This is a genomic window from Streptomyces noursei (assembly GCF_016917755.1).
Classification (GTDB): domain Bacteria; phylum Actinomycetota; class Actinomycetes; order Streptomycetales; family Streptomycetaceae; genus Streptomyces; species Streptomyces yunnanensis.
On sequence record NZ_CP070326.1, the window covers coordinates 4,452,226 to 4,473,683 of the forward strand.

General features: G+C 73.3%; 19 protein-coding genes. 10 read left to right on the top strand and 9 right to left on the bottom strand.

Features of this window, described 5'->3' with window-relative positions; all coding sequences use genetic code 11:
• Positions 1-206 precede the first annotated feature (206 nt).
• A complete protein-coding gene (locus JNO44_RS19525; protein WP_205365468.1) occupies positions 207-1,460 on the bottom strand; it encodes an amidohydrolase in 1,254 nt (417 codons plus the stop codon).
• 261 nt (positions 1,461-1,721) lie between these two features.
• On the opposite strand from JNO44_RS19525, the gene JNO44_RS19530 reads away from it, so the two are divergent.
• The 4 genes from JNO44_RS19530 (at position 1,722) to JNO44_RS19545 (ending at position 6,486) form a co-directional block, all read left to right on the top strand.
• Positions 1,722-2,753 carry a methyltransferase gene (locus JNO44_RS19530; protein ID WP_205365469.1) on the top strand — a complete coding sequence of 344 codons (1,032 nt, stop codon included), beginning with the start codon at positions 1,722-1,724 and terminating at the stop codon, positions 2,751-2,753.
• 119 nt (positions 2,754-2,872) lie between these two features.
• Positions 2,873-4,021 carry a low temperature requirement protein A gene (locus JNO44_RS19535; protein WP_205365470.1) on the top strand — a complete coding sequence of 383 codons (1,149 nt, stop codon included), beginning with the start codon at positions 2,873-2,875 and terminating at the stop codon, positions 4,019-4,021.
• Positions 4,022-4,486: 465 nt separating this feature from the next.
• Entirely contained in the window at positions 4,487-5,302 is an 816-nt protein-coding gene (locus JNO44_RS19540) for a L,D-transpeptidase family protein (protein WP_073442897.1), read from the top strand.
• Between the two features lie 47 nt (positions 5,303-5,349).
• A complete protein-coding gene (locus JNO44_RS19545; RefSeq protein ID WP_205365471.1) occupies positions 5,350-6,486 on the top strand; it encodes a P1 family peptidase in 1,137 nt (378 codons plus the stop codon).
• A gap of 42 nt (positions 6,487-6,528) precedes the next feature.
• Here the strand turns inward: JNO44_RS19545 and JNO44_RS19550 are convergent, their stop codons facing one another.
• Entirely contained in the window at positions 6,529-7,245 is a 717-nt protein-coding gene (locus JNO44_RS19550) for a VIT1/CCC1 transporter family protein (RefSeq protein ID WP_205365472.1), read from the bottom strand.
• 190 nt (positions 7,246-7,435) lie between these two features.
• Here JNO44_RS19550 and JNO44_RS19555 point away from each other — a divergent pair, with 190 nt between their 5' ends.
• Positions 7,436-8,032, top strand: coding sequence for a Yip1 family protein (locus tag JNO44_RS19555; protein ID WP_275695758.1), 597 nt, complete (start codon positions 7,436-7,438; stop codon positions 8,030-8,032).
• Positions 8,033-8,076: 44 nt separating this feature from the next.
• On the opposite strand, the gene JNO44_RS19560 is transcribed toward JNO44_RS19555, so the two are convergent.
• Positions 8,077-8,352: a hypothetical protein gene (locus JNO44_RS19560; protein WP_205365473.1), complete on the bottom strand. Its 276-nt coding sequence runs from the start codon at positions 8,350-8,352 to the stop codon at positions 8,077-8,079.
• Between the two features lie 309 nt (positions 8,353-8,661).
• On the opposite strand from JNO44_RS19560, the gene JNO44_RS19565 reads away from it, so the two are divergent.
• Positions 8,662-9,852 carry a CaiB/BaiF CoA transferase family protein gene (locus JNO44_RS19565; protein ID WP_205365474.1) on the top strand — a complete coding sequence of 397 codons (1,191 nt, stop codon included), beginning with the start codon at positions 8,662-8,664 and terminating at the stop codon, positions 9,850-9,852.
• Between the two features lie 81 nt (positions 9,853-9,933).
• Positions 9,934-11,262 carry a L,D-transpeptidase gene (locus tag JNO44_RS19570; protein WP_205365475.1) on the top strand — a complete coding sequence of 443 codons (1,329 nt, stop codon included), beginning with the start codon at positions 9,934-9,936 and terminating at the stop codon, positions 11,260-11,262.
• Positions 11,263-11,354: 92 nt separating this feature from the next.
• Here the strand turns inward: JNO44_RS19570 and JNO44_RS19575 are convergent, their stop codons facing one another.
• The 5 genes from JNO44_RS19575 to JNO44_RS19595 all read right to left on the bottom strand — a co-directional run bounded on the left by JNO44_RS19575 (position 11,355) and on the right by JNO44_RS19595 (position 17,824).
• A complete protein-coding gene (locus tag JNO44_RS19575; protein ID WP_275695808.1) occupies positions 11,355-12,302 on the bottom strand; it encodes an NAD(P)-dependent oxidoreductase in 948 nt (315 codons plus the stop codon).
• A 161-nt stretch (positions 12,303-12,463) separates the two neighbouring features.
• Positions 12,464-14,581 carry a PTS fructose transporter subunit IIABC gene (locus JNO44_RS19580; RefSeq protein WP_205365477.1) on the bottom strand — a complete coding sequence of 706 codons (2,118 nt, stop codon included), beginning with the start codon at positions 14,579-14,581 and terminating at the stop codon, positions 12,464-12,466.
• Positions 14,574-15,587: a 1-phosphofructokinase gene (gene pfkB / locus JNO44_RS19585; RefSeq protein ID WP_240167980.1), complete on the bottom strand. Its 1,014-nt coding sequence runs from the start codon at positions 15,585-15,587 to the stop codon at positions 14,574-14,576. Before pfkB ends, JNO44_RS19580 begins: the two co-directional genes overlap by 8 nt.
• Positions 15,588-15,720: 133 nt before the next feature.
• Positions 15,721-16,491, bottom strand: coding sequence for a DeoR/GlpR family DNA-binding transcription regulator (locus tag JNO44_RS19590; RefSeq protein WP_205370088.1), 771 nt, complete (start codon positions 16,489-16,491; stop codon positions 15,721-15,723).
• 331 nt (positions 16,492-16,822) lie between these two features.
• On the bottom strand, positions 16,823-17,824 hold the full coding sequence (locus JNO44_RS19595) for a sigma-70 family RNA polymerase sigma factor (protein ID WP_205365479.1): 1,002 nt from the start codon (positions 17,822-17,824) through the stop codon (positions 16,823-16,825).
• Between the two features lie 186 nt (positions 17,825-18,010).
• Here JNO44_RS19595 and JNO44_RS19600 point away from each other — a divergent pair, with 186 nt between their 5' ends.
• Both JNO44_RS19600 and JNO44_RS19605 read left to right on the top strand, forming a co-directional pair.
• A complete protein-coding gene (locus JNO44_RS19600; RefSeq protein ID WP_205365480.1) occupies positions 18,011-18,529 on the top strand; it encodes a GNAT family N-acetyltransferase in 519 nt (172 codons plus the stop codon).
• 137 nt (positions 18,530-18,666) lie between these two features.
• Complete coding sequence (locus JNO44_RS19605) at positions 18,667-19,239, top strand: hypothetical protein (protein WP_205365481.1); 573 nt, start codon at positions 18,667-18,669, stop codon at positions 19,237-19,239.
• A 119-nt stretch (positions 19,240-19,358) separates the two neighbouring features.
• Here the strand turns inward: JNO44_RS19605 and JNO44_RS19610 are convergent, their stop codons facing one another.
• Positions 19,359-19,880, bottom strand: coding sequence for a pyridoxamine 5'-phosphate oxidase family protein (locus JNO44_RS19610; protein ID WP_235096023.1), 522 nt, complete (start codon positions 19,878-19,880; stop codon positions 19,359-19,361).
• Between the two features lie 328 nt (positions 19,881-20,208).
• Between JNO44_RS19610 and JNO44_RS19615 the strand changes: the two genes are divergently transcribed.
• Positions 20,209-21,261, top strand: a complete 1,053-nt coding sequence (locus JNO44_RS19615; RefSeq protein ID WP_205365483.1) for a questin oxidase family protein — start codon at positions 20,209-20,211, stop codon at positions 21,259-21,261.
• Positions 21,262-21,458 lie beyond the last annotated feature (197 nt).

Genomic DNA, 21,458 nt, shown 5'->3' on the forward strand with positions numbered 1-21,458 from the left:
TCCCCGTTCACCGCAGGCTCCGCCGCGCTCCGTCATCGGCGGCCGGCGTCCGCCCTCCTCGTGCCGGGCACCGCGCCCGGCCCCACCGATGCTGGGCCTTCCCCCAGGGACAAGGTCAAAGGGCCCGGACGGCCGCCGGGTACCGGCCGGGCCACCGGCCCCGGAACCGCCCCGCCGCGCCCCGTCGACGCCCTGCCCGCTCCCCGCTACTTCCCTCCCAGCCGGCTCAGCGCCGCGACCGTCAGCGCCTGCACGCCCGTGGCGAGCGTCGGCCGCGCGACCGGCACGAACCGCGGCGAGTGGTTGGAGGGGATGTCCTGGGCCAGCCGCCCGGCGGCCAGCGCGGCGCGGAACTCGTCCGGGTCCCAGCCGCCCAACCACCAGTAGTACAGGGGCGCCTCCGCGGCGCTCGCCAGGAGTCCCGCGTCCTCGCTGCCGGTCGCCGGCTCGTACGCGAACACCCGCTGCTCGCCGAAGAACCGGGTGAAGTCCTCGTTGACGCCGGTCAGCACCGCCGTGTCGTTGACCGTCACCGGGAAGGAGTCGATGATCTTCACCTCCGGCTCCTGCGGCGCGTCGGACGCCGCCGCCTCGGCCCGCGCGATCCGGTCGACGGCGGCCAGCACGGCGGTCCGCACGTTCGGGTCGAAGCTGCGGACGCTGAGCCGTACGACGGCCCGGTCCGGGATCACATTGGCGGTGTCCCCGGCGTGGAACGCGCCGACCGTGACCACCGCCCGCTCCTTCGCGGCGATCTCCCGCGAGACCACCGACTGCACCCGCTGCACGAACGCCGACGCCATCAGGATCGGGTCCACCGTCGTCTCCGGCCGCGACCCGTGGCCGCCGGTCCCGTGGAAGGTGATCTCCAGGCTGTCCGCGGCGGCCATGCAGGCGCCCGGGCAGTACGCGATCAGCCCCGCGCCGAACGGGGCGACGTGCTGCGCCAGCACCACATCGGGCGTGGGCACCAACTCCTTGCTGTAGAGGCCGTCGTCGAGCATGGCGCGGGCGCCGTTACCGGCCTCCTCGGCCGGCTGGAACAGCACCACCAGCGTTCCCGACCAGCGGTCGCGCCCCGCGGCGAGCAGGTCCGCGGCGCCCAGCAGGCACGTGACGTGGACATCGTGCCCGCAGGCGTGCATCCGGCCCGGGACGGTGGAGGCGTACGGCACCCCGGAGTTCTCGCTGACCGGCAGCGCGTCCATGTCGGCCCGCAGCAGGACCACGGGGCCCGGGCCGTTGCGCAGCACCCCGGTGACGCCGGTGACGCCGATGCCGGTCGTGACGTCGTAGCCGTACGCGGTCAGCCGGTGGGCCGCCTCCGCGGCCGTACGGGTCTCCTGGAAGGCCAGTTCGGGGTGGCGGTGCAGGTCTTCGTAGAGCGCCACGAGGTCCGCGAGGCGGGCGTCGAGCGGTTCCAGGACGGACGAGGGGACGGGGATGTCACTGTCGCTCATACGCGCATTCGACCATGCGAGGGCGCCGCCGTCTGCCCCTCGGCGCGCCCGGTTCCGCCGCCGGCTCCGCGCCCGGCTCCGGGCGCGTTCCGCGCCCCTTCGCGCCCGGTTTCGTCCGCGCCCGCCGGGCCGCCCTCCTGGCCGGTACGCAGCGGGTCGCCGCCCCTCCCCCCGTGACACCACCGCCCCCGCCTGCAACCGTGGATCACCGTGCCTGCGACGTGGCGCAGGTCTGCCCAAGCCGACGACCGGAGGCTGACGTTGGCCACTTCACCCACCCGACCGGCGGACGAGCCCGGCGAGCTCGCGACCCACCTCATGGACCAGGCCATGGGCCACCTCTTCTCCGCCGCGCTGCGCACCGCCGCCCACTACCGCATCGCCGACCGCCTCACCGCGGGCCCGCGCACCCCCGAACAACTGGCCGCCGCCACCGACACCCACGCCCCGCACCTGCGCCGTGTCCTGCGCTATCTCGCCGCCCGCGGCATCTTCCGCGAGGACGCCTCGGGCGCGTACCAGCTGACACCGGCCGCCCGGCAGCTGCGCACCGACGTGCCCGACTCGCTGCACCCCGCGGTCATGATGCTCACCGACGAGCTGTTCCTGCGGACCTCCGCCGGTCTGCCGGAGACGGTGCGGCACGGCGACGCGGCCTTCGAACGGCTCTTCGGTGCGCCGCTCTTCGCCCATCTGGCGTCGGATCCGGCCAAGCGGGCGCTCTTCGACGACGGCATGGCCTCCTTGACCGCCTCGGTGGACGAGGCGGTGGCCGCCGCCTATCCGTTCCCCGAGACCGGCACCGTCGTCGACGTCGGCGGCGGGCGGGGCGGCCTGTTGCGCGCGGTGCTCCGCCGCCGCCCGCAGGCGACCGGCGTCCTCTTCGACCTGGCGCCGCCGCTGTCCCACCACCTCCTGGACACCGACGACCTGAAGGGCCGCTGGCGCACCCAGGAGGGCGACTTCTTCGCGGCGGTCCCCGAGGGCGGCGACGTCTACGTCCTCAAACACGTCCTGCACGACTGGCCGGACGACGCCTGCCGCCGCATCCTGCACAGCTGCCGCGCCGCGATGGCGGCCGGCCGCCGTCTCCTGGTCATCGACTGCGTCCTGCCGCCGGGGAACGCACCGCACTTCGGCAAGACCATGGACGTCGCCATGCTGGCGGTCCTGGACGGCCGGGAGCGGAACGCGGACGAATTCGCCGCGCTGCTGTCGGCCACCGGTTTCCGCCTGACCCGGGTACTGCCCAGCACGGGCTTCCCCTCGATCGTCGAGGCGGTCGCCGACTAGGGTCCGCCCGCCCACGACACGCCGCGCCCCGCTCGCCCCCGTTGCCCCCGCCCCCGCGCTCTACTGAGTGCCACCCACCAGCGGTCGACGAGAGGGGCTGGGGCAACGTGCCGGTTCTGATGCGTGCGCGCAGTCGTGAGGAGGCGCACCGCGCCGCCACCCCACTGGAGCTGTTCTTCGACCTCTGCTTCGTCGTGGCGATCGCCCAGGCGGGTCGCCAACTGGTGCACGCCCTCGCCGAGGGCCATCCGGGCCACGGCATCGTCGGCTATCTGATGCTGTTCTTCGCCATCTGGTTGGCGTGGCTCAACTTCAGCTGGTTCTCCTCGGCGTACGACACCGACGACGCGCTGTACCGGGTGGTGACCCTCGTCCAGATCTCCGGCGTCCTCATCCTGGCCGCCGGGGTACCGCGGGCGTTCGGCGCCGGCGACTTCCGCGTCGTCTGGTTCGGCTACCTGGTGATGCGGCTGGCGCTGGTCAGCCAGTGGCTGCGCGCCGCCCACGGTACGCGGGGCGCCGAACGGAGTACCGCCCTTCGCTACGCCCTCGGGGTGACCCTCTGCCAGGTCGGCTGGCTGGCGCTGCTGTTCCTGCCGCCGGGCGACGCCCCGTGGGTGTTCCTGGTGATGGGCGCGCTGGAACTGTCGGTTCCGGTGATCGCCGAACTCCCCCGGCAGACCAGCTGGCATCCGCATCACATCGCCGAGCGCTACGGCCTGTTCACCATCATCGTGCTGGGCGAGACGGTCTCCGCGGCGACCGTTGCGGTGCAGTCGGCACTCGACGAGCACCACGACCTCGGCACGCTGCTGCCGATCGCGGCCGGCGGCCTCCTGCTGGTCTTCGCCGCGTACTGGATCTACTTCGCGGTCCCCATCCACCTCCACCTCCGCTCCAACCGCCAGGCGTTCCTGTGGGGCTACGGCCACTACCTGGTGTTCTGCTCGGCCGCGGCGATCGGCGCGGGGATCGAGATCGCGGTGGAGCAGTCGTCCGGCCGGGCGCACCTTCCGGCGTACGCGGCCGCGGCCTGCGTCACGGTGCCGGGCGCGCTCTACATGTTCACGGTGTGGCTGATCCACTCCCGCCACCAGAAGCGCGGACCGGCCCAGCAACTGGTGCTGCCGGTGTCCGCCGGGTTGATCCTGGCCGGTACGTTCGCCGGGCCGGCGGCGGTTCCGGTGGCGGGCCTGGTGGCCGCCGCGACGGTCGCCGTGGGCGTCACCCTGACGGCCCGCCAGGGCACCGCTCTGGAGGAGGAGTAGCGCCCGCCGGTCGGCCCATCCCGGTTACGGGTGTGAGCGGTGGCCGGCCCGCGTGCCGTCCCCCGTAAGCGTGCCGAACGGCCGTACGCGCGCCCTCCCCGGCCGGCCGGCGGGGTGCCTACCGAGGGGCCGAAAAGGTCCGTGCGGCGTCGCCGCGAATCCCCGTCAACTGGCAGCACACAGACTGGACTTGGGGCACATTCCGGCCAAGTTTGGGCGACCTCGCCGCGGGCCCCACGGCAGGTCCCATAGCGCGCGTGCAGCATCAACCGACGCATTCCCCTATCAAAGGTTCACCCGGCGTGCGGCGTCATCCTCATGCCCTCTACCGTTCACCACAGCCCGCGGAAGCGGCTTCGCCGGAACGCGGTAGGGTGCAGATTGCCCTTTTTATGCCCGGGGGCTCTGCGCCCCTGGCAGCGACCATGGGCCGTCCGCCCGTCCGTACCTGAGGAGACGCCAGACATGGCAGCCCGCCACGCTCAGTCCCGTGCGCGCAGGAGACTGTCCCGGCGCAGCAAGGCCGTCGGCGGCCTCGCGCTCTCCACGCTGGTCGGCACCGCCCTGTGGGCCTGGCCGGCCTCGGGCGACGACCACAGCGGCCGGCCGGACGCCAAGAGCGGTGCGACCCGGACGGTCTCCGGCCCGAACACCCCCGCGCCCCACCAGGCGGCGCAGGAGGCGGCCCGCGGCCTGCGGGCCATCCCCGACCTCAGCGACGCCGCCCGAAAGCGCATACCGGCCAACGCCCGCCAGGTCCTGGTCGTCACCGGCAAGGACTCCGACTCGTACGAGTCCCGGGTCGTCCTCTACACCCGCGCGGAGGGCTCCGACCTCTGGGAGGCCGGCCCCAGCTGGGCCGCACACAACGCCGCCCACGGGTGGACCGCCCAGCACCACTACGGCGACCTGCGCTCCCCCGAAGGCGTCTACACCCTCACCGACGCCGGCGGCCGGCTGCCCGCGCCCGGCGGCACCAAGCTCCCCTACGACCACAACAGCAGCTTCGTCGCCCATGGCACCGGCGTCGAGGGCGAGCCGCTGGCCGGCGCCTTCGACTACGTCATCGCCATCAACTACAACCGCGTCCCGGGCACCTCCCCGTTGGACGGCCAGCGGCCCCTCGGCGACGACAAGGGCGGCGGCGTCTGGCTGCACGTCGACCACGACGGCCCCACCCAGGGCTGCGTCAGCCTCAAGCCCCAGGTGATGCGCGAACTGCTGCGCGCCCTCGACCCGAACCTCCACCCGGTGGTCGTGATGGGCCCGGCCGGCCACTGACCTCCGACCCTGCCGCCGGGCGGGGTCCGCGTGGTACGCATGGCGCCATGACTGACGCGCGGCAGCACCAGCGGCACCCGGGGGGCGAGGACGCCCCCCACCCTCCGGGCCCGCACGACGCCCTGACCGACGTCCCCGGCCTGCAGGTGGGGCACGCCCAACGCATCGGTGACGGCTGGCTCACCGGCACCACCGTCGTCCTCGCCCCCGAAGGCGGCGCCGTCGCGGCGGTCGACGTGCGCGGCGGCGGCCCGGGCACCCGGGAGACCGACGCCCTCGACCCCCGCAACCTCGTACAGCGCATCGAGGCCGTCGTGCTGACCGGCGGCTCCGCCTTCGGACTTGACGCGGCGTCCGGTGTCGTCCACTGGCTGGAGGAACAGGGCCGCGGCTTCCGGGTCGGGCCCGACCCGGCCCAGGTCGTCCCCGTCGTCCCCGCCGCCGCCCTCTTCGACCTGGGCCGCGGTGGCAACTGGCAGGCCCGTCCGGACGCCGCCCTGGGGCGCGAGGCCGTGGCGGCCGCCGCCCGGACGGCCCCCGGCGCGCCCGTCCCCCAGGGCAACACCGGCGCCGGCACCGGCGCGACCGCCGGCGGCTTCAAGGGCGGCATCGGCACCGCCAGCGCGGTCCTGCCCTCCGGCATAACCGTCGCCGCGCTGACCGCCGTCAACGCCGCGGGCTCCTTCGCCGACCCGCACACCGGCGCCCTCTACGGCGCGTCCGGCCCGCTGCCCTCCGCCGAGGTCCACGCGGCCGCCCGCCACCGCCTGGCGGAGGCCCGGGAGACCTCCGCGGCCCGGATGGCCTCCTCGGTCCGTCCACCGCTGAACACCGTCCTGGCGGTGGTGGCCACCGACGCCGCGCTCACCCGCGCCCAGGCCCAGAAGCTCGCCGGCACCGCCCACGACGGCCTGGCCCGCGCACTGCGCCCCGTCCACCTGCTCAACGACGGTGACGCGATCTTCGCGCTGGCCACCGGCGCGCGCCCGCTCGCCAGCGCCGAGGCCCTGGCCGACCCCGTCTTCGGGGTCCACCTGGAAGCCGGCGCCCTCAACGAGATCTTCGACACCGGCGCCGCCGTCCTGACCCGGGCCATCGTCAAGGCCGCGCGCGCCGCCACCTCGGTGGACGGTCCCGGTGGCGTCTTCCCGTCGTACACGGACCTGTACGGGCCGGGCGAGTAGCCGGAGCCCGGGCCGGGCGTCCGGGGGGGGCGCGGCATGCCGTCAGGCGCCCACCGCGCCGAGGAGCGTGCCCGCCACATAGGTGACGGCCATGGCCAGTGCGCCCCCGGTGACGTTGCGCAGCATCGCCGGGCCCGGTGGGGCCGTGCCCAGACGGGCGCTGGTCCAGCCGCAGAGGGCCAGGGCCGCCAGTACGGCGACCACGGTGATCCAGAGGCGCTGGCCCGCCGCCGGGAGCACGATCGCCAGGAGGGGCAGCAGCGCGCCCACGGTGAAGGCGAGGAAGCTGGCGGCCGCGGCGTGCCAGGGGTTGGTGAGCTCGTCGGGGTCGATCCCCAGTTCCACCTCGGCGTGGGCGCGCAGGGCGTCGTGCTCGGTCAGTTGCTCGGCGACCTCCTGGGCCAGCGCGCGGCTGAGGCCCTTGCCCTCCAGGAGTTCGGTCAGCTCCTGGAGTTCGGCCTGCGGTTCGGTGGCCAGTTCGCGCTTCTCCAGGGCCAGTGCGGCCTTTTCGGAGTCGCGCTGGGTGGAGACCGAGACGTATTCTCCGGCGGCCATGGACATCGATCCGGCCAGCAGTCCGGCGAGTCCGGCCGTCAGCAGGGTGCTGCGCGAGTCGGTGGCGCCGGCGACGCCGACGACGAGGCCGGCGGTGGAGACGACCCCGTCGTTGGCCCCGAGGACGGCCGCCCGCAGCCAGTTGAGGCGGCTGCCGAGCGCGCCGCTGTGTGCCTCGTCGTGCTCCGGTGTCTGAAGCGTCACCGGTCGAGCGTCTCATCCGGGTGGCGCGGCCGGGGGCATGTCCCGCCCGGTGCCCGCGCGTCGTGCCGGGGCGGCCGGTGGTAGAAACGGCCGTATGTCCGCATCGCCTCCCCCCACCCCGCCCCCGTCACGGCCCGGCCGGCGCGCCGCCGCGCCGCCGGGTGCGGAGCCGCCGCCTCCGCCTCCCACCTTGCTGCAGCCGGCGCCTCCTGAGCCCGCGTCAGCCCCCAGAGAGCCGATAAGGCGTCAGCGGCTGTGGTGGCACCGGCTGATATTCGGACTCTGGTACCGGCCGGTGGACGTCTTCGACGAGGCGCGGGACCGCAGCGCGTGGAGTGCGGCGGTGCTGCTGTGCTTGATCAGCGGCGGGATCGGGATCGTGTCGGTGGACGCGTTCCGGGCGCAGTGGACGGCCGGTCCTACGGCGGCGCTGCAGTTGGCGGGGATGGCCGAGGCGGGGGTGCTGCTGGCCAGTTTGGGGCTGGGGGCGGTCACCCACGCGATAGCGCGCACCCTCGGCGGCAACGGGCGTTTCGCGCCGACCGCGAGCCTGTTCGTGGTGATCTTCTGGGTGACGGACCTGCCGCGGTTGATCATCGCGGCGTGGCTGCCGGCGAGTTCCACGTTCGTCCAGGCCGCCACCTGGACGACGTGGGGGTTCGGTTACTTCCTCGCGGTGCTGCTCATACGTGGTCAGCACCATCTGCCGACCCACAAGTCGGCGGCCGCGGTGTCGGTCCAGATGCTGGCGGCGCTGGCGCTGCTGAAGTTGGGGCCCGTGCACTGACGCGGCGGGCCCGCGGGGCGGTGCGCCGTCCGGCTGACGGCGGCTCAACTACGGCTGGAGAGCTGCCGCACGAGGTCGTCGAACGCCTGCCGCTCGGCGGGGGTGAGGTCGACGCTCTCCGAGGCGGGGCCGCCGGGTCCGGTTTGGCGCGGGACCGCGTCGAGTCGGATCCGGGCCCGCTGTGGTCGCCGCCGGAAGGGGGTGGCCGTGCCGTGGTGCCCGCGGCGGGTCAGTCTGATCAGGCCGACTGCCCAAAGGACGACGATGACCAGCAGAACGCCGAGACCGATCTGCTGGAGAATCGAAACGGAGGGGAGCATGCTGTTCCTCCCGAACAAGTGGGCGCTGGGCTAGGCCCAGTAGACACCACACGTCAGGACTTCCAACAGGGGATCTTGGGCCGTACATCCCGAAGTGACACATCTCCTATGACATTTCCCCGTATTCCCGACACCACACGTGTGGGCGACGGCCGTCTTGCGGAGCCGCCGCGAGGGGCCTTCGCCGGTGCACCACCGGCCGCACCGGCGCACTGCCGCCTCTCCCGTTGGACACCTCGGCGGCTTCCCTCCGGTGCGCGCCGTCGCGAACGATGACGGCGTCCCGTCCGCGACGTGAGGAGTACACCCGTGCCCGAGCCGCAGCACCGGACCGCCCCGCGCGCTCTCGACGGCGTGCTCGTGGCCGACTTCAGCCGCGTCCTGGCCGGCCCGCTGGCCGCCGCCACGCTCGCCGACCTCGGTGCCGAGGTCATCAAGGTCGAGCGGCCGGGCTCGGGGGACGACACCCGCGCGTGGGGGCCGCCGTTCACCGCCGACGGCACCGCCGCGTACTTCGACGCCGCCAACCGCTCCAAGCGCGGGCTGGCGCTGGATCTGGGGGACCCCGGGGACGCGGCGGCGGCCCGTGAGCTGGCGCGGCGGGCGGACGTCCTGATCGAGAACTTCCGGCCCGGTTCGCTGGCGAAGTACGGGCTCGACCCGGTCGCGACGCGGGCCGCGAACCCAGGGCTGGTGCACTGCACGATCACCGGTTTCGGTTCGGGCGCGGGCGCCGCGCTGCCGGGTTACGACTTCGTCGTACAGGCGGTGGGCGGGCTGATGAGCGTCACCGGCGAGCCGGGCGGGACGCCGTTGAAGGCGGGGGTGGCGCTGGTGGACGTGTTGACGGCCAAGGACGCCGTCACCGGGATCCTGGCGGCGCTGCGGCACCGCGACCGGACGGGTGCCGGGCAGGCGGTGGAGGTCAATCTGCTCTCGTCGCTGCTGGGGGCGCTGGTGAACCAGGTGTCCGGGCAGCTGGCGACCGGGCGGGATCCGGGGCCGATGGGCAATCGGCACCCGAGCATCGCCCCGTACGAGACGTTGGCCTGCCGGGGTGGGCTGCTGGCCCTGGCGGTGGGCAACGATCGTCAGTTCCGGGCGCTGGCAGGGGCGCTGGGGGCGCCGGAGCTGGCGGAGGACATACGGTTCCGACGGAACCAGGATCGGGTGCAAAACCGCACAGACCTGGTCAAAGCACTGGAAGATCGACTGGCCGCCGACACCCCGCGGGGCTGGACGGAGCGACTGACGGCGGCGTCCGTGCCGTGCGGGCCGGTCAACACCGTCTCCGAGGCGCTGGAGTTGGCCGGGCGGCTGGGGCTGGAACCGGTCGTCCCGGTCGGCGAGGGGCGGACGCCCCAAGTCGCCAGCCCCCTGCGCCTGTCGGACACGCCGGTGGCGCAACCCACTGCGCCACCCCGCCTGGACGAAGACGGCACAGCACTGCGAACCTGGCTATCAGGGCCGGGCGACCGACCCGTACCACCGCGGATGTGACCTTCGTCACAACGTGGTCGTACCCGCAACCAAATCCGCCCGTAGGTGCTGTTTACCAGCACGGAATCACAACACCCCTGTATGGAGCAGCTCGTGACATCGCCGGACAACCCCGCGCCCGCCCAGTCCCGCACCGCCCACCAGCCGCTTCAGACCGAGCTGCGGGATTCCGCCGCGCCCCGACGCACCCGCCGGACGCAGCGCGTCCTCGCCCTCACCGCCCTGCTCGCCGCGGGTGCGCTGTCGCTGACGGCCTGCGGTGGCGACGCCGAGGCGGGCGGCCAGGGTGACGGCAAGAACGGCCAGGCCGGGGCGGACGCCGCGGCGGCCAAGGACGCCTCCGACGCCAAGATCAAGGTCACCTCGAAGGACGGCGCCACCGACGCCAGCATCAACGACACCGGGGTGAGCGTCACCGGCGGCAAGTTGACGGACGTGAAGCTCACCGCCGTCGACACCGGCAAGGACGTCTCCGGCGCCATATCGTCGGACGGCTCCTCGTGGAAGCCCGGAGCGCAGCTGGACCGCGGCACCAAGTACAAGCTCGTGGCGAACGCCAAGGACGCCAAGGGCCGTCCGGCGACCGAGAACGCGACCTTCTCCACGGTCTCGTCGGCCAACAGCTTCATCGGCTCGTTCACGCCCGACAACGGCAAGACCGTCGGCGTCGGCATGCCGGTGTCGTTCAACTTCGACAAGCCGATCGCCAACCAGAAGGACGTCCGGTCCCACATCACGGTGACCTCCAGCAGCGGCCAGCAGGTCGTCGGCCACTGGTTCGGCAACCAGCGGCTGGACTTCCGGCCGGAGGAGTACTGGAAGGCCGGCTCCAAGGTCACCATGAAGATCGACCTGGACGGGGTGAAGGGCGGCCCGGGCATCACCGGCGTGCAGTCCAAGACGGTGACCTTCACCATCGGGCGCTCGCAGGTCTCCACGGTCGACATGAACACCCAGACCATGACCGTCAAGCAGGACGGGAAGGTCATCAAGACCATCCCGATCTCCGGCGGCAGCCCCGACCACCCGACCTACAACGGCCAGATGGTGATCTCGGAGAAGTTCGAGCAGACCCGGATGGACGGCTCGACGGTCGGCTTCGGCGGCGAGTACGACATCAAGGACGTGCCGCACGCCATGCGGCTGTCGTCGTCCGGCACCTTCATACACGGCAACTACTGGGGCAGCTCGTCGATCTTCGGCCGCACCGGCACCAGCCACGGCTGCGTCGGCCTGCAGGACAACAAGGGCGGCGGCGGCGACACCCAGGCCAAGTGGTTCTACAACAACTCGCTGATCGGCGACGTGGTGGTCGTGAAGAACTCCCCGGACAAGACCGTCAAGCCCGACAACGGCCTCAACGGCTGGAACATGTCGTGGTCGGAGTGGACGGCGGGCAGCTCGTCCTGACGACCGGCCGCAGCAGCAGCTGAAGCGCACGAGGCGGTGACCGTCCCCTTGCAGGAGGGGCGGTCACCGCCTCGTCGGCTACGGGGGCGGGGTCAGGCCCGCGGCTCCCGGGGGTGCACCAGTTCCACCACGCCCCCGACGCTCTCCGCGCCGTGGCCGTCCGCCACCCGCCGCTTCATCAGCTCCCACAGCGGGGCGAACAGGTCCGTACTGACGCCCTGCGCCCGGCTGACGTCGCCGATGGCGTCGTGCGAGACCTGCATGGCGAGATTGGAGCCGGTGGCACCGTAATCCCCCGAGTCCACCTGTGCGGCCATCGCCGGCAATTGGCTGTCGGCCATCGCCCGCAGCCACGGGATCAGGAGTTCGGTGGTGAATGCGGTGACGTTTCCGCCGGCCGAGCGCACCAGGCCGGCCGCGTGCAGAAATCCGCCGAACATGCCGTACATTCCGCTCAGCAGCGCGAGGTCGTTGAGCGGGGCCGACCCCGGGTCCGCGCCCAGATAAACACTGCCGGCGAAAGCGTCGAGCACCTCGCGATGCGCCTCGAAGGCGTCCTTCGCACCGCTGTAGAGCACAACGGCCTGCGGCTGTCCGATGATGTCCGGCACGGCCATGATGCCGCCGTCGAGATAGTCCGCGCCGAGCCCGGCGACCCGCTCGGCCAGCTCCCGGGCCTCGGCCGGCGAACCATTGGTCACATTGACCACGACCCGGCCCTTCAGCGCCGCGTCGGCCCCGTCGTCGGAGAGCAGCGGCGCGATGTCCGCGTAGTCCAGGATGCAGACGATCACGATGTCGCTCGCGCCGATCGCCTCGGCGGGGGACGCCGCGCGCCGGGCGCCCTTCTCCACCAGCCCGTCGGCTTTACGGGCCGTGCGGTTCCACACCGTCACCCGATGGCCGGCCGCCAGGAGAGCCGCCGCCAGGGCCGTTCCCATGTCTCCCAGGCCCAGGACCGCGACGTTCCGCCGAGCCGCCGCACCGGCCGCGTTCCCCGCCGCATTTCCCGCCGCATTTCCCGCCGCATTTCCCTCCACCTGGCCCACCACATTGCCTGCCGCATTACTCGCCGCATTGCCCGCCGCATTACCCACAGAATCGTCCACCGACATAACGGAACCGTGCTCCCGCCTCGTTCTCACTGATTGCTTGTCGATCAGTCTTGGCGGGGGCACGGTTCCGGACAAGTACCCACTATTTAGTGCGTGGTTACCTCGCGGTGCGTACCCACCTCGGGGTGCGGGGCGTCGGTGGCCGCCGCCGTCTCCGCGTCCGATATCCGCGCCGGCCGGGACCGGAACTGCTTGAGGAGGACGACCAGGGCGGCGCTGACGACGGTGCCGGCGGCGACGGCCAGGAGGTACAGCAGCGGCTGGCCGATCAGCGGGACGACGAAGACGCCGCCGTGCGGAGCGCGGAGGGTGCAGCCGAAGGCCATCGACAGCCCGCCGGTGACCGCGCCGCCGGCCATCGCGGAGGGGATCACCCGCAACGGGTCGGCGGCGGCGAACGGAATGGCGCCCTCGGTGATGAAGGACGCGCCGAGCACCCAGGCGGCCTTGCCGTTCTCCCGCTCGGCGCGGGTGAAGAGGCGGCCCCGCACGGTCGTGGCCAGCGCCATCGCCAGCGGCGGGACCATGCCGGCCGCCATCACCGCGGCCATCACCTTCAGGCTGCCGGGGTTGGGGTTGGCCAGGCCGCCGACCGCGAAGGCGTAGGCGACCTTGTTGAGCGGACCGCCCAGGTCGAAGCACATCATCAGGCCCAGCAGCACGCCGAGGATGACGGCGTTGGCGCCGGAGAGACCGGTCAGCCAGCCGGTGAGGGCCTTCTGGAGGGCGGCGATCGGCTTGCCGACCACCAGGAACATCAGGAAGCCGACCACCGCCGAGGAGAGAAGCGGGATCACCACGACCGGCATGATGCCGCGCAGCACCGGCGGCACGCCGAGCCGTTGGATCGCCCGTACCACCGCGCCGGCCAACAGACCGGCGATCAGCCCGCCCAGGAAGCCGGCGTTGACGGTGAGTGCGATCGCGCCGCCGACGAAGCCGGGGACCAGTCCGGGCCGGTCCGCCATGCCGTAGGCGATGAAGCCGGCCAGGACCGGGACGAGGAAGCCGAAGGCGGTACCGCCGACCTGGAAGAGCAGCGCCGCCCAGCTGGCCGACTCGGCCCACACGAAGTGGTCGGCGACCGACGGCGCCTTGTCGACGGTGTAGCCGCCGATCGCGAAGGCGAGGGCGATCAGCAGGCCGCCCGCGGCGACGAACGGCACCATGTAGCTGACGCCGGTCATCAGCCAGGTGCGGAGCCGGGTGGCGTAGCCGTCGGTGGCCTCGGCGCCCCGGTCCATGGGGGCGGTGGGGACGGTGGGGCGCGCCGGTGCGTCGGCGGTCCCGCCGTGGGCGGCCTTCTCCCGCAGTTCGGCGAGGAGTTCGGCGGGGCGGTTGATGCCGGCCTTCACCCCGACGTCGACGACGGGCTTGCCGGCGAACCGCTCCCGGTCCCGCACCTCGACGTCGTGCGCGAGGATCACGCCGTCGGCGGCGGCGATCAGCTGCGGGTCCAGGCGCTGGAAGCCGGCCGATCCCTGGGTCTCCACGGTGAGTTCGACGCCGGCCGCCCGTGCGGCCTTCGCCAGCGACTCGGCGGCCATGTAGGTGTGCGCGATGCCGGTGGGGCAGGAGGTGACGGCGACGACCCGGAACGGGGCGGACGGTGCGGGTGTGGAGGGCGCGGGTTCGGGGGTCGCGGGTTCGGGGGCTGCGGGTTCGGGGGTCGCGGGTTCGGCCTCGGGGACGTCCGAGGGCCGGGAGGCGTCCGGCTCCGACTCGGGCTTCGGCTCCGGCTCCGGCTCCGGCTTCGGCTCCGGTTCTTCGCCGCGGATGAGCGCCGCCGCGCGCGCCGGCTCGGACGCCGACCGCAGCGCGCCGGTGAACGCCTCGTCCATCAACTGCCGCGCGAGCGACGACAGGATCGACAGGTGGTCCGCGTCGCCGCCCGTCGGGGCCGCGATCAGGAAGACCAGGTCGGCCGGGCCGTCCGCGGCGCCGAAGTCGATGCCGGCCGCGCTGCGCCCGAAGGCCAGCGTCGGCTCCGTCACATGCGCGCTGCGGCAGTGCGGGATCCCGATGCCGCCGTCCAGGCCGGTGGGCATCTGGGCTTCGCGGGCGGCCACGTCGGCGAGGAAGCCCTCCAGGTCGGTGACACGGCCGGCGGCGGCCATCCGTTCCGCCAGCGAGCGGGCGGCGGCATCCTTCGTTGCGGCGGACAGGTCGAGGTCGACCAGGTCCGCAGTGATCAACTCACTCATCGCGGGCTCCCTTGCGCGCGGTACCGCCGTGCGGGCGGTGGGGACGGGGTGCGGGGGAATCGGGCACCGGCTCCGTCAGGGCCCGGCCGAGCGGCACCCCGGCGGCCACCGTGACCCGCTCGGGGGCCAGGTCGGACGGCGTCGGCATCAGGCTGCCGGGCAGCTGCACGGCCGCGGCGCCGTGCGCCACCGCCGCCGCCAGCGCCGGGACGCCCGTGCCGCCCGCGGCGAGGAACCCGGCGAGCGAGGCGTCCCCGGCGCCGACGTTGCTGCGCACGGCGGCGACCGGGGCGCTGGCGAAGTGGGCGCCGTCGGCGTCGACCAGGAGCTGCCCGTCGGCGCCCAGAGAGGCCAGGACGGCCCGGGCGCCCCGGGAGCGGAGTTCCTCGGCGGCCCGGACCGCGTCGCCGACGGTCGTCAGGGGGCGGCCGACGGCCTGGGCCAGCTCCTCGGCGTTGGGTTTGACGATGTCGGGGCGTTCGCGGAGCGCCGCGGTCAGCGCCGGGCCGGAGGTGTCCAACGCGATCCGGGCGCCCCCGTGGTGGGCCCGGGCGACGAGTTCGGCGTACCACTCGGGCGCCAGGCCGCGCGGCAGGCTGCCGCAGCAGGCGATCCAGTCGGCGCCCGCGGAGCGCTCGCCGACCGCGGTCAGCAGTGCCGCGGACTCCTCGGCGGTCAGTTCCGGGCCGGCCGCGTTGATCTTCGTGAGGGTGCCGTCGGGCTCGGCGACGGCGATGTTGGAGCGGGTCTGCCCGGCCACCGGGACGCCCGCCACGTCGATGCCCTCGGCCGTCAGCAACCCGGCCAGCGCCGCGCCCGCGGGGCCGCCCAGCGGCAGGACGGCGAGGGTGCGGTGGCCGGCGGCGGCGAGCGCGCGGGAGACGTTGACGCCCTTGCCACCGGGGTCGATCCGGTCGCCGGTGGCCCGCAGCACGGCACCGCGCTCCAGCGCGGGGATCTCGTAGGTGCGGTCCAGGCTGGGGTTGGGGGTGACGGTGAGGATGATCATGGGCGTACCGGTCCGGCGGTGAGGGGCGTGGGGGTGCCTGCGGGAGAGCCGACAGAGGCGTCGACGGGGGTGCGAACGGGAGCGCCGACGGGGGTGCCCGGGCGGGCGCCGACGGTCGCGGTGGGCGGCGTCATGCGCGGATCACTTCGGTGCCGGCGCGTTCGATGGCGAGGGCGTCCTCGGGGCGCAGCCCGGTGTCGGTGATCAGCAGGTCCACGTCCGACAGGTCACCGAAGCGGGCGAAGTGCTGCTGCTCGAACTTGGCGGAGTCGGCGAGCAGCACCACCCGGCGGGCGGCGGCGATCAGCGCCCGCTTCACCGCGGCCTCGGCGAGGTCGGGGGTGGTCAGCCCGCCGTCGAGGGAGAAGCCGTTGGTCGCCAGGAAGACCACGTCGGCGTTGATCTCGCGGTAGGCCCGCAGCGCCCAGTCGTCGACGGCGGCCCGCGTGCGGTGCCGGATCCGGCCGCCGACGAGGTGGAGGGTGAGGCCGGGGTGGTCGGCCAGCCGCGCGGCGACCGGCAGGCCGTGGGTGACCACGGTCAGCTCGGCCTCCAGCGGGATCTCGGCGGCGAGCCGGGCGGCGGTGGTGCCGGCGTCGAGGATCACGCTGCCGCGGCCGTCGCCGCCGGGCAGCTCGGCGAGCGCGGCCCGGGCGATGCGCTGCTTCTCGTCGGCGGCGACGGCGTCCCGCTCGGCGAGGTCCGGCTCGAAGTCCAGCCGGCCGGCCGGGATGGCGCCGCCGTGCACCCGGCGCAGCAGGCCGGCGCGGTCCAGCGCCTTCAAGTCGCGTCGCACGGTCTCGGCGGTGACCCGGAACTCCTCGGCCAGGGAGAGCACGTCGACCCGCCCGCTCTCACGGGCGAGCCGCAGGATCTCCTGCTGGCGCTCGGGTGCGTACATCTGCGTCTGCGTCCATTTCATGCCCGAACCTGTGGTTTCACCGGGATGCTACGCCCAGCATCCCGCCAGGTAAACAGATACGGACATCTAACCGGACCCAAACGGGCATGACTCGGCACGGAGATCCACCGACCAACCGGGCCTTCGGGCCCTCCCGGCCGGGACACCGGACACAAAGGAGCCCCGACGCCACTACGGCATCGGGGCTCGCCCCTCATCACCTCACCGCGCGCTCACGGCACGCACCCCCGCGCGCCGGCGCACTCCGCACCGCGCACTCCGCACCGCGCACTCCACTCCACGCGCTCCGCCCCGGGCAGGCGGACGCGGCTCAGGCCGCCGCGTCGAACCCGGTGTCGCGCGCCATCCGCTTCAACTCCAGCAGCGCGTGCTTCTCGATCTGGCGGATCCGCTCACGGGTCAGGCCGTGCTGCTTGCCGACCTCCGTCAGCGTGCGCTCGCGGCCGTCCTCGATGCCGTAGCGCGCCTTGATGATCGAGGCGGTGCGCTGGTCGAGGCGGTCGATCAGGTCCTCCAACTCCTCGCTGCGCAGCAGCGTGAGCACGGACTGCTCGGGCGAGGCGGCGGAGGTGTCCTCCAGCAGGTCGCCGAACTGGGTGTCGCCGTCGTCGTCCACCGACATGTTCAGACTGACCGGGTCGCGGGCCCAGTCCAGGACGTCGGTGACCCGGGAGGCGGTGGAACCCAGCTCGCCGGCGACCTCCTCCGGCTCCGGGTCGCGGCCGTTCTCGCGGTTGAACTCGCGCTGCACCCGGCGGATCCGGCCGAGCTCCTCGACGAGGTGGACGGGGAGCCGGATCGTGCGCGACTGGTCGGCGATGGAGCGGGTGATGGCCTGGCGGATCCACCACGTCGCATACGTCGAGAACTTGAAGCCCTTGGCGTAGTCGAACTTCTCGACGGCGCGCACCAGGCCGGCGTTGCCCTCCTGGATCAGATCCAGCAGGGGGAGGCCGGAGCGCGGGTAGCGACGGGCCACGGCGACGACCAGGCGGAGGTTGGACCGGATGAAGACGTCCTTGGCCCGGTCGCCCTCGGCGGCCAGCGCTTCGAGCTCCGCACGGTTGGCGCCGGCGGCGTTGCCGTCGGTGAGCTCGCCGTCCAGGATCTGCTGGGCGTAGACACCCGCCTCGATCGTCTGGGACAGCTCCACCTCCTTGGCGGCGTCGAGCAGCGGCGTGCGCGCGATCTCGTCGAGGTACATGCCGACCAGGTCGCGGTCGGCGATGTCTCCGCCTGCTGCGCGAACGCTGTTGGCCACGCCAGAGCCGGTGGTGCTGGCCTGACGACGGGCGACGGCACGGGTTGCCATGCGGGTGCTCCCTTTGCGCTGAGTCGGTCGCTGGACAGTGGGGCGGGTCGTCGATCCGTGGACCACCTGTGGCCGACCGGCTGACCCGTCCGAAGGAAACAACGGCTGGAATCCGGACAGAATTCCCAAGCCGCTCTTCAATTTTTCTGATCATGCAGTACCCTGCGCCGTCACCAAGGAGGACAGATGCCACCCGAGTACGGGGACGTGCAGGTCAGAGCGGGCGCCGAGACGGACCTCACGGCCCTTACGGATCTTTACAACCACTACATCCGTGAGACGGCCATCACATTCGACACGGCCCCCCTCAGCCCTGCCCAACGTCGCCCGTGGTTGCTCTCCCACCCCAAAGACGGCCCGTACCGCCTTCTGGTTGCGCAGGGTGGCGACGGCGGCCTCCTCGGCTACGCGACCAGCAGCGCCTTCCGCCCCAAGGGCGCGTACGCCACCTCGGTGGAGACGACGGTCTACTGCGCGCCGGACGCCGCCGGCCGGGGCGTCGGCACGCTCCTGTACACGGCGCTCTTCGCCGCGCTGGCCGACGAGGACGTGCACCGCGCGTACGCCGGGATCACCCAGCCCAACGAGGCGTCCGGCCGGCTGCACGCCCGCTTCGGTTTCCGCCCGATCGGCACGTTCACGGAGGTGGGCCGGAAATTCGGTCGCTACTGGGACGTCGCCTGGTACCAGAAGGATCTGCGGTAGCGCCGACGGGTGATCTCGGGCCGCTCCGGTTGACGCCGCCCACCCCGGGGTGTCGCCTGGACAGGAAGAGCGCGAAGGAACCGGAAGAGCCGGACGAGAACGACAGCGAGGAAGAGGCCGCACGAGAGGAGCCCGTCATGGACCAGCACGCGCACGGCGACCCGCACGCCGGTGGAGACGGGCTGCCCGAGGCCCGCGCCGCCCGCTCCCACGGCACCGTCGAACCGGAACACGGCGCGACGCTCTCCGGCCTCGCGGAGCGGTCCGCCCCGGAGGCGACGGGCCGCCGCATCCCGACCCCCGTGGCGCTCGCGGTCATCGCGGCGATCTGCTTCGGCTGCTACACGATCTGGATGGACCACACCAACGGGGCCAAGGGCGGCCAGGCCGCGCTCCTCGGGCTGATCGCGGCGGTGGTCACCGGAATACTGGGCGTGACGCTGGTGCACTTCCAGTCGACCATGATCACCGAGACCCGGGCCCTGGCCTACGGCGCGCTCTTCGGCGCGTCGATGGGCTGGCTCTACTCCCTCGGCGGCAGCACGCCCTCGGTCCTCAAATCGACGGGCTGGGGCCTGGTCATGTTCGCCGTGATGTTCGTCGTCTCGCTCTACGTCTTCCGCACCCACCGCGAACGCGAGCCGCACGGCCTGCACCGCCCGCACCCCCCGCACACGAGCCGGCTGCACCTGCCCCACACCGCGCACTGAGGGGGGCACCGGCCTCGCACACCGCGGCGAGACACCCGGGACGGACACAACTGCCCGGTGGCGGCGGGAGGTTCCCCTCCGCCGCCACCGCACGCCCGCCCCGCAGCCCGCCCGAAGACCTACGGAGCCTCGAAGCCCCCGGGTCCCTCCGAAGTCGGCCGCTCCGGGCCCTCCAGCAGTTCCGGGTCCTCCGACGTCCGCCGCAGCGTCCGCAGCGGTCGGTCCGGCCGCCAGATCTCCAGCTTCATGAACGGCGGCTCCACGGACGTCCGCACCACCTCCGTCAACCGCGCCCGGAAGAGGTGGAACGGCTCCGGCGGCTTGACCGCCGCCGCGTACCGCGCCTTCAGCCCGGGGTCGGCCACCTCCACCGCCCGCCCGGCGACCCGCACGTCACCACCGGCCAGGTCCGTCCCGCCGCCGGGGTTGGCGTGCAGCGCGAAACGGGGGTCCCGACGCAGGTCCAGCACCTTGCGCGAGCCCGTCATCATGCCCAGCCACAGCTCTCCTCGACGGAAGTCCGCCTCCAGGCCCGTCAGCCGCGGCGCACCGTCCGCGCGCAGCGTGGCCAGGACGTGATGCCGATACGCCCCGAACCGCTCCCGCACCACCGCGGCGAACTCCGGCACCGCCGCCTCCACGGCCGCCCAACTGGCCCCGCCGCCCCCGTTCGTCGCCCCGCCCGCGACCCGTCGCCGGTCACCCCCGGCCCGTCGCCCGTCGCTCCCGGCCCGTCGCCCGTGCTCGCTCGTCATGCCGGCAAGGTTCCCGCCTATACCCGACACCCTCTGTCGAGATTCCCGAACCAGTGCGCCCGCGCCCCCGCCCCCGCTCTCCTGGTGAGCGATCCCCGCCTCTCTCCCCGCATCCCACCACCGCCGTACGACCAACGCCTTAGTCCCACGGTCCAGTTGAGGATCCGCCCGCGGCCCGTTACCCGGCGCCGGAGCGCGTACCTAGCCTCGGGCCATGGATACGACGAGCGGCACACTCGACGAAGCCCTGGAACGTCTCCACGCCACCGGCCCGGAGTTCAACGGATTCCTCAGCAACCACGGCCCGATGGCCGTGGAGGCCCTGATCCGGCACGGTCAGGCGCGCACCGTCCACCGCTGGCTCGACGACTACACCACCCGCCTGGAGGACGCACCGACCGCACGGACGACCCTCACCGACGCCAACTGGCAGGAGGCGCTGGGCGATCCGCGCCGGGTCACCGACTGGACCGGGTACCTGACCCGCCAGGTCGCCGAACGCCCCTGGCGCGAGGTGCTCGCCGCGTGGTGGCCCCGTCTGCTGCCCGGCATCGCGGGCGCCGCCACCCACCCGGTGATCCGGGTGGGCCACGCCGTGCGCACCCTGCTGGAGCAGGGTGAAGAGGCGCCGCGGATCGCCGAGTTGGCGCACGCGCTCGGCTACTGGGCGGCCCGGCACACCACCCTGCCGGTGTCGGCGCGCCCCAGCGGCACCCTCGCGCCCGACGACGCGCTGGCCGCCCTCCCGCACGTCGCCGACCAGCGGACGTCGGTCGTCGCCGGGCTGGCCCAGCTGCCCGACACGCAGGGATGGCCGGCCGCGGCCGCGTCGCTGCGCGCGCCGCGGAATCCCGACGAGGCGCGCGAGCAGCTGACCGCACTGGTGCGGGCCGCCACCCACCGCTACCTCGACTACGGCCACGGCGACGCGGTCCTGCTGGTCCACGCGGCCACCGCCCCGAACGCCGTCCTGCGCACCCTCCCGGCACTCCCCCGTGAGCTGTGGGCGCCCTCGCTCGCGGCGGCCTGGACGGCGAGCGCCGCGCTCACCTCCGTCTACAGCCCCGACGAGCCGCTGCCGACGCTCACGGCCGGGGCGCTCACCCCGGAGGAGGTCTTCGAGCGGGCCGCTGCGCACGGCGACGCGCACGCGATCAAGCTGACCGACACCGCCCTCGACGTGGCCTGCTGGGCGGCGGACGGCGACGACCGCGCACTGCGGTCCGCGCTCCGCTCCCTGGAACTGATCACGCCGGGCGAGGACTGAGGACCGGGAGGGCTGATCAGCGCCGGGGAGTGATCAGCCCTCCCCTCAGACGAATCCGACAGATCCGGCGGAGAAATGCGGAGAAATAATGCCGACATTGCCGACATGAAGCCGCCATGGCGGCAGACTGGCGTTAGCCGACGCCCCGCGACGATGCCCGCTACCCCGCGCAGCGCCGTCTTGCGCCCGATCCGGAC

Coding starts and splice junctions, on each gene's coding strand:
- JNO44_RS19525 (WP_205365468.1), bottom strand. CDS start 1,460: ATGAGCGACAGTGACATCCCCGTCCCCTCGTCCGTCCTGGAACCGCTC.
- JNO44_RS19535 (WP_205365470.1), top strand. CDS start 2,873: ATGCGTGCGCGCAGTCGTGAGGAGGCGCACCGCGCCGCCACCCCACTG.
- JNO44_RS19540 (WP_073442897.1), top strand. CDS start 4,487: ATGGCAGCCCGCCACGCTCAGTCCCGTGCGCGCAGGAGACTGTCCCGG.
- JNO44_RS19545 (WP_205365471.1), top strand. CDS start 5,350: ATGACTGACGCGCGGCAGCACCAGCGGCACCCGGGGGGCGAGGACGCC.
- JNO44_RS19560 (WP_205365473.1), bottom strand. CDS start 8,352: ATGCTCCCCTCCGTTTCGATTCTCCAGCAGATCGGTCTCGGCGTTCTG.
- JNO44_RS19570 (WP_205365475.1), top strand. CDS start 9,934: ATGGAGCAGCTCGTGACATCGCCGGACAACCCCGCGCCCGCCCAGTCC.
- JNO44_RS19580 (WP_205365477.1), bottom strand. CDS start 14,581: ATGAGTGAGTTGATCACTGCGGACCTGGTCGACCTCGACCTGTCCGCC.
- JNO44_RS19590 (WP_205370088.1), bottom strand. CDS start 16,491: ATGTACGCACCCGAGCGCCAGCAGGAGATCCTGCGGCTCGCCCGTGAG.
- JNO44_RS19595 (WP_205365479.1), bottom strand. CDS start 17,824: ATGGCAACCCGTGCCGTCGCCCGTCGTCAGGCCAGCACCACCGGCTCT.
- JNO44_RS19600 (WP_205365480.1), top strand. CDS start 18,011: ATGCCACCCGAGTACGGGGACGTGCAGGTCAGAGCGGGCGCCGAGACG.
- JNO44_RS19605 (WP_205365481.1), top strand. CDS start 18,667: ATGGACCAGCACGCGCACGGCGACCCGCACGCCGGTGGAGACGGGCTG.
- JNO44_RS19615 (WP_205365483.1), top strand. CDS start 20,209: ATGGATACGACGAGCGGCACACTCGACGAAGCCCTGGAACGTCTCCAC.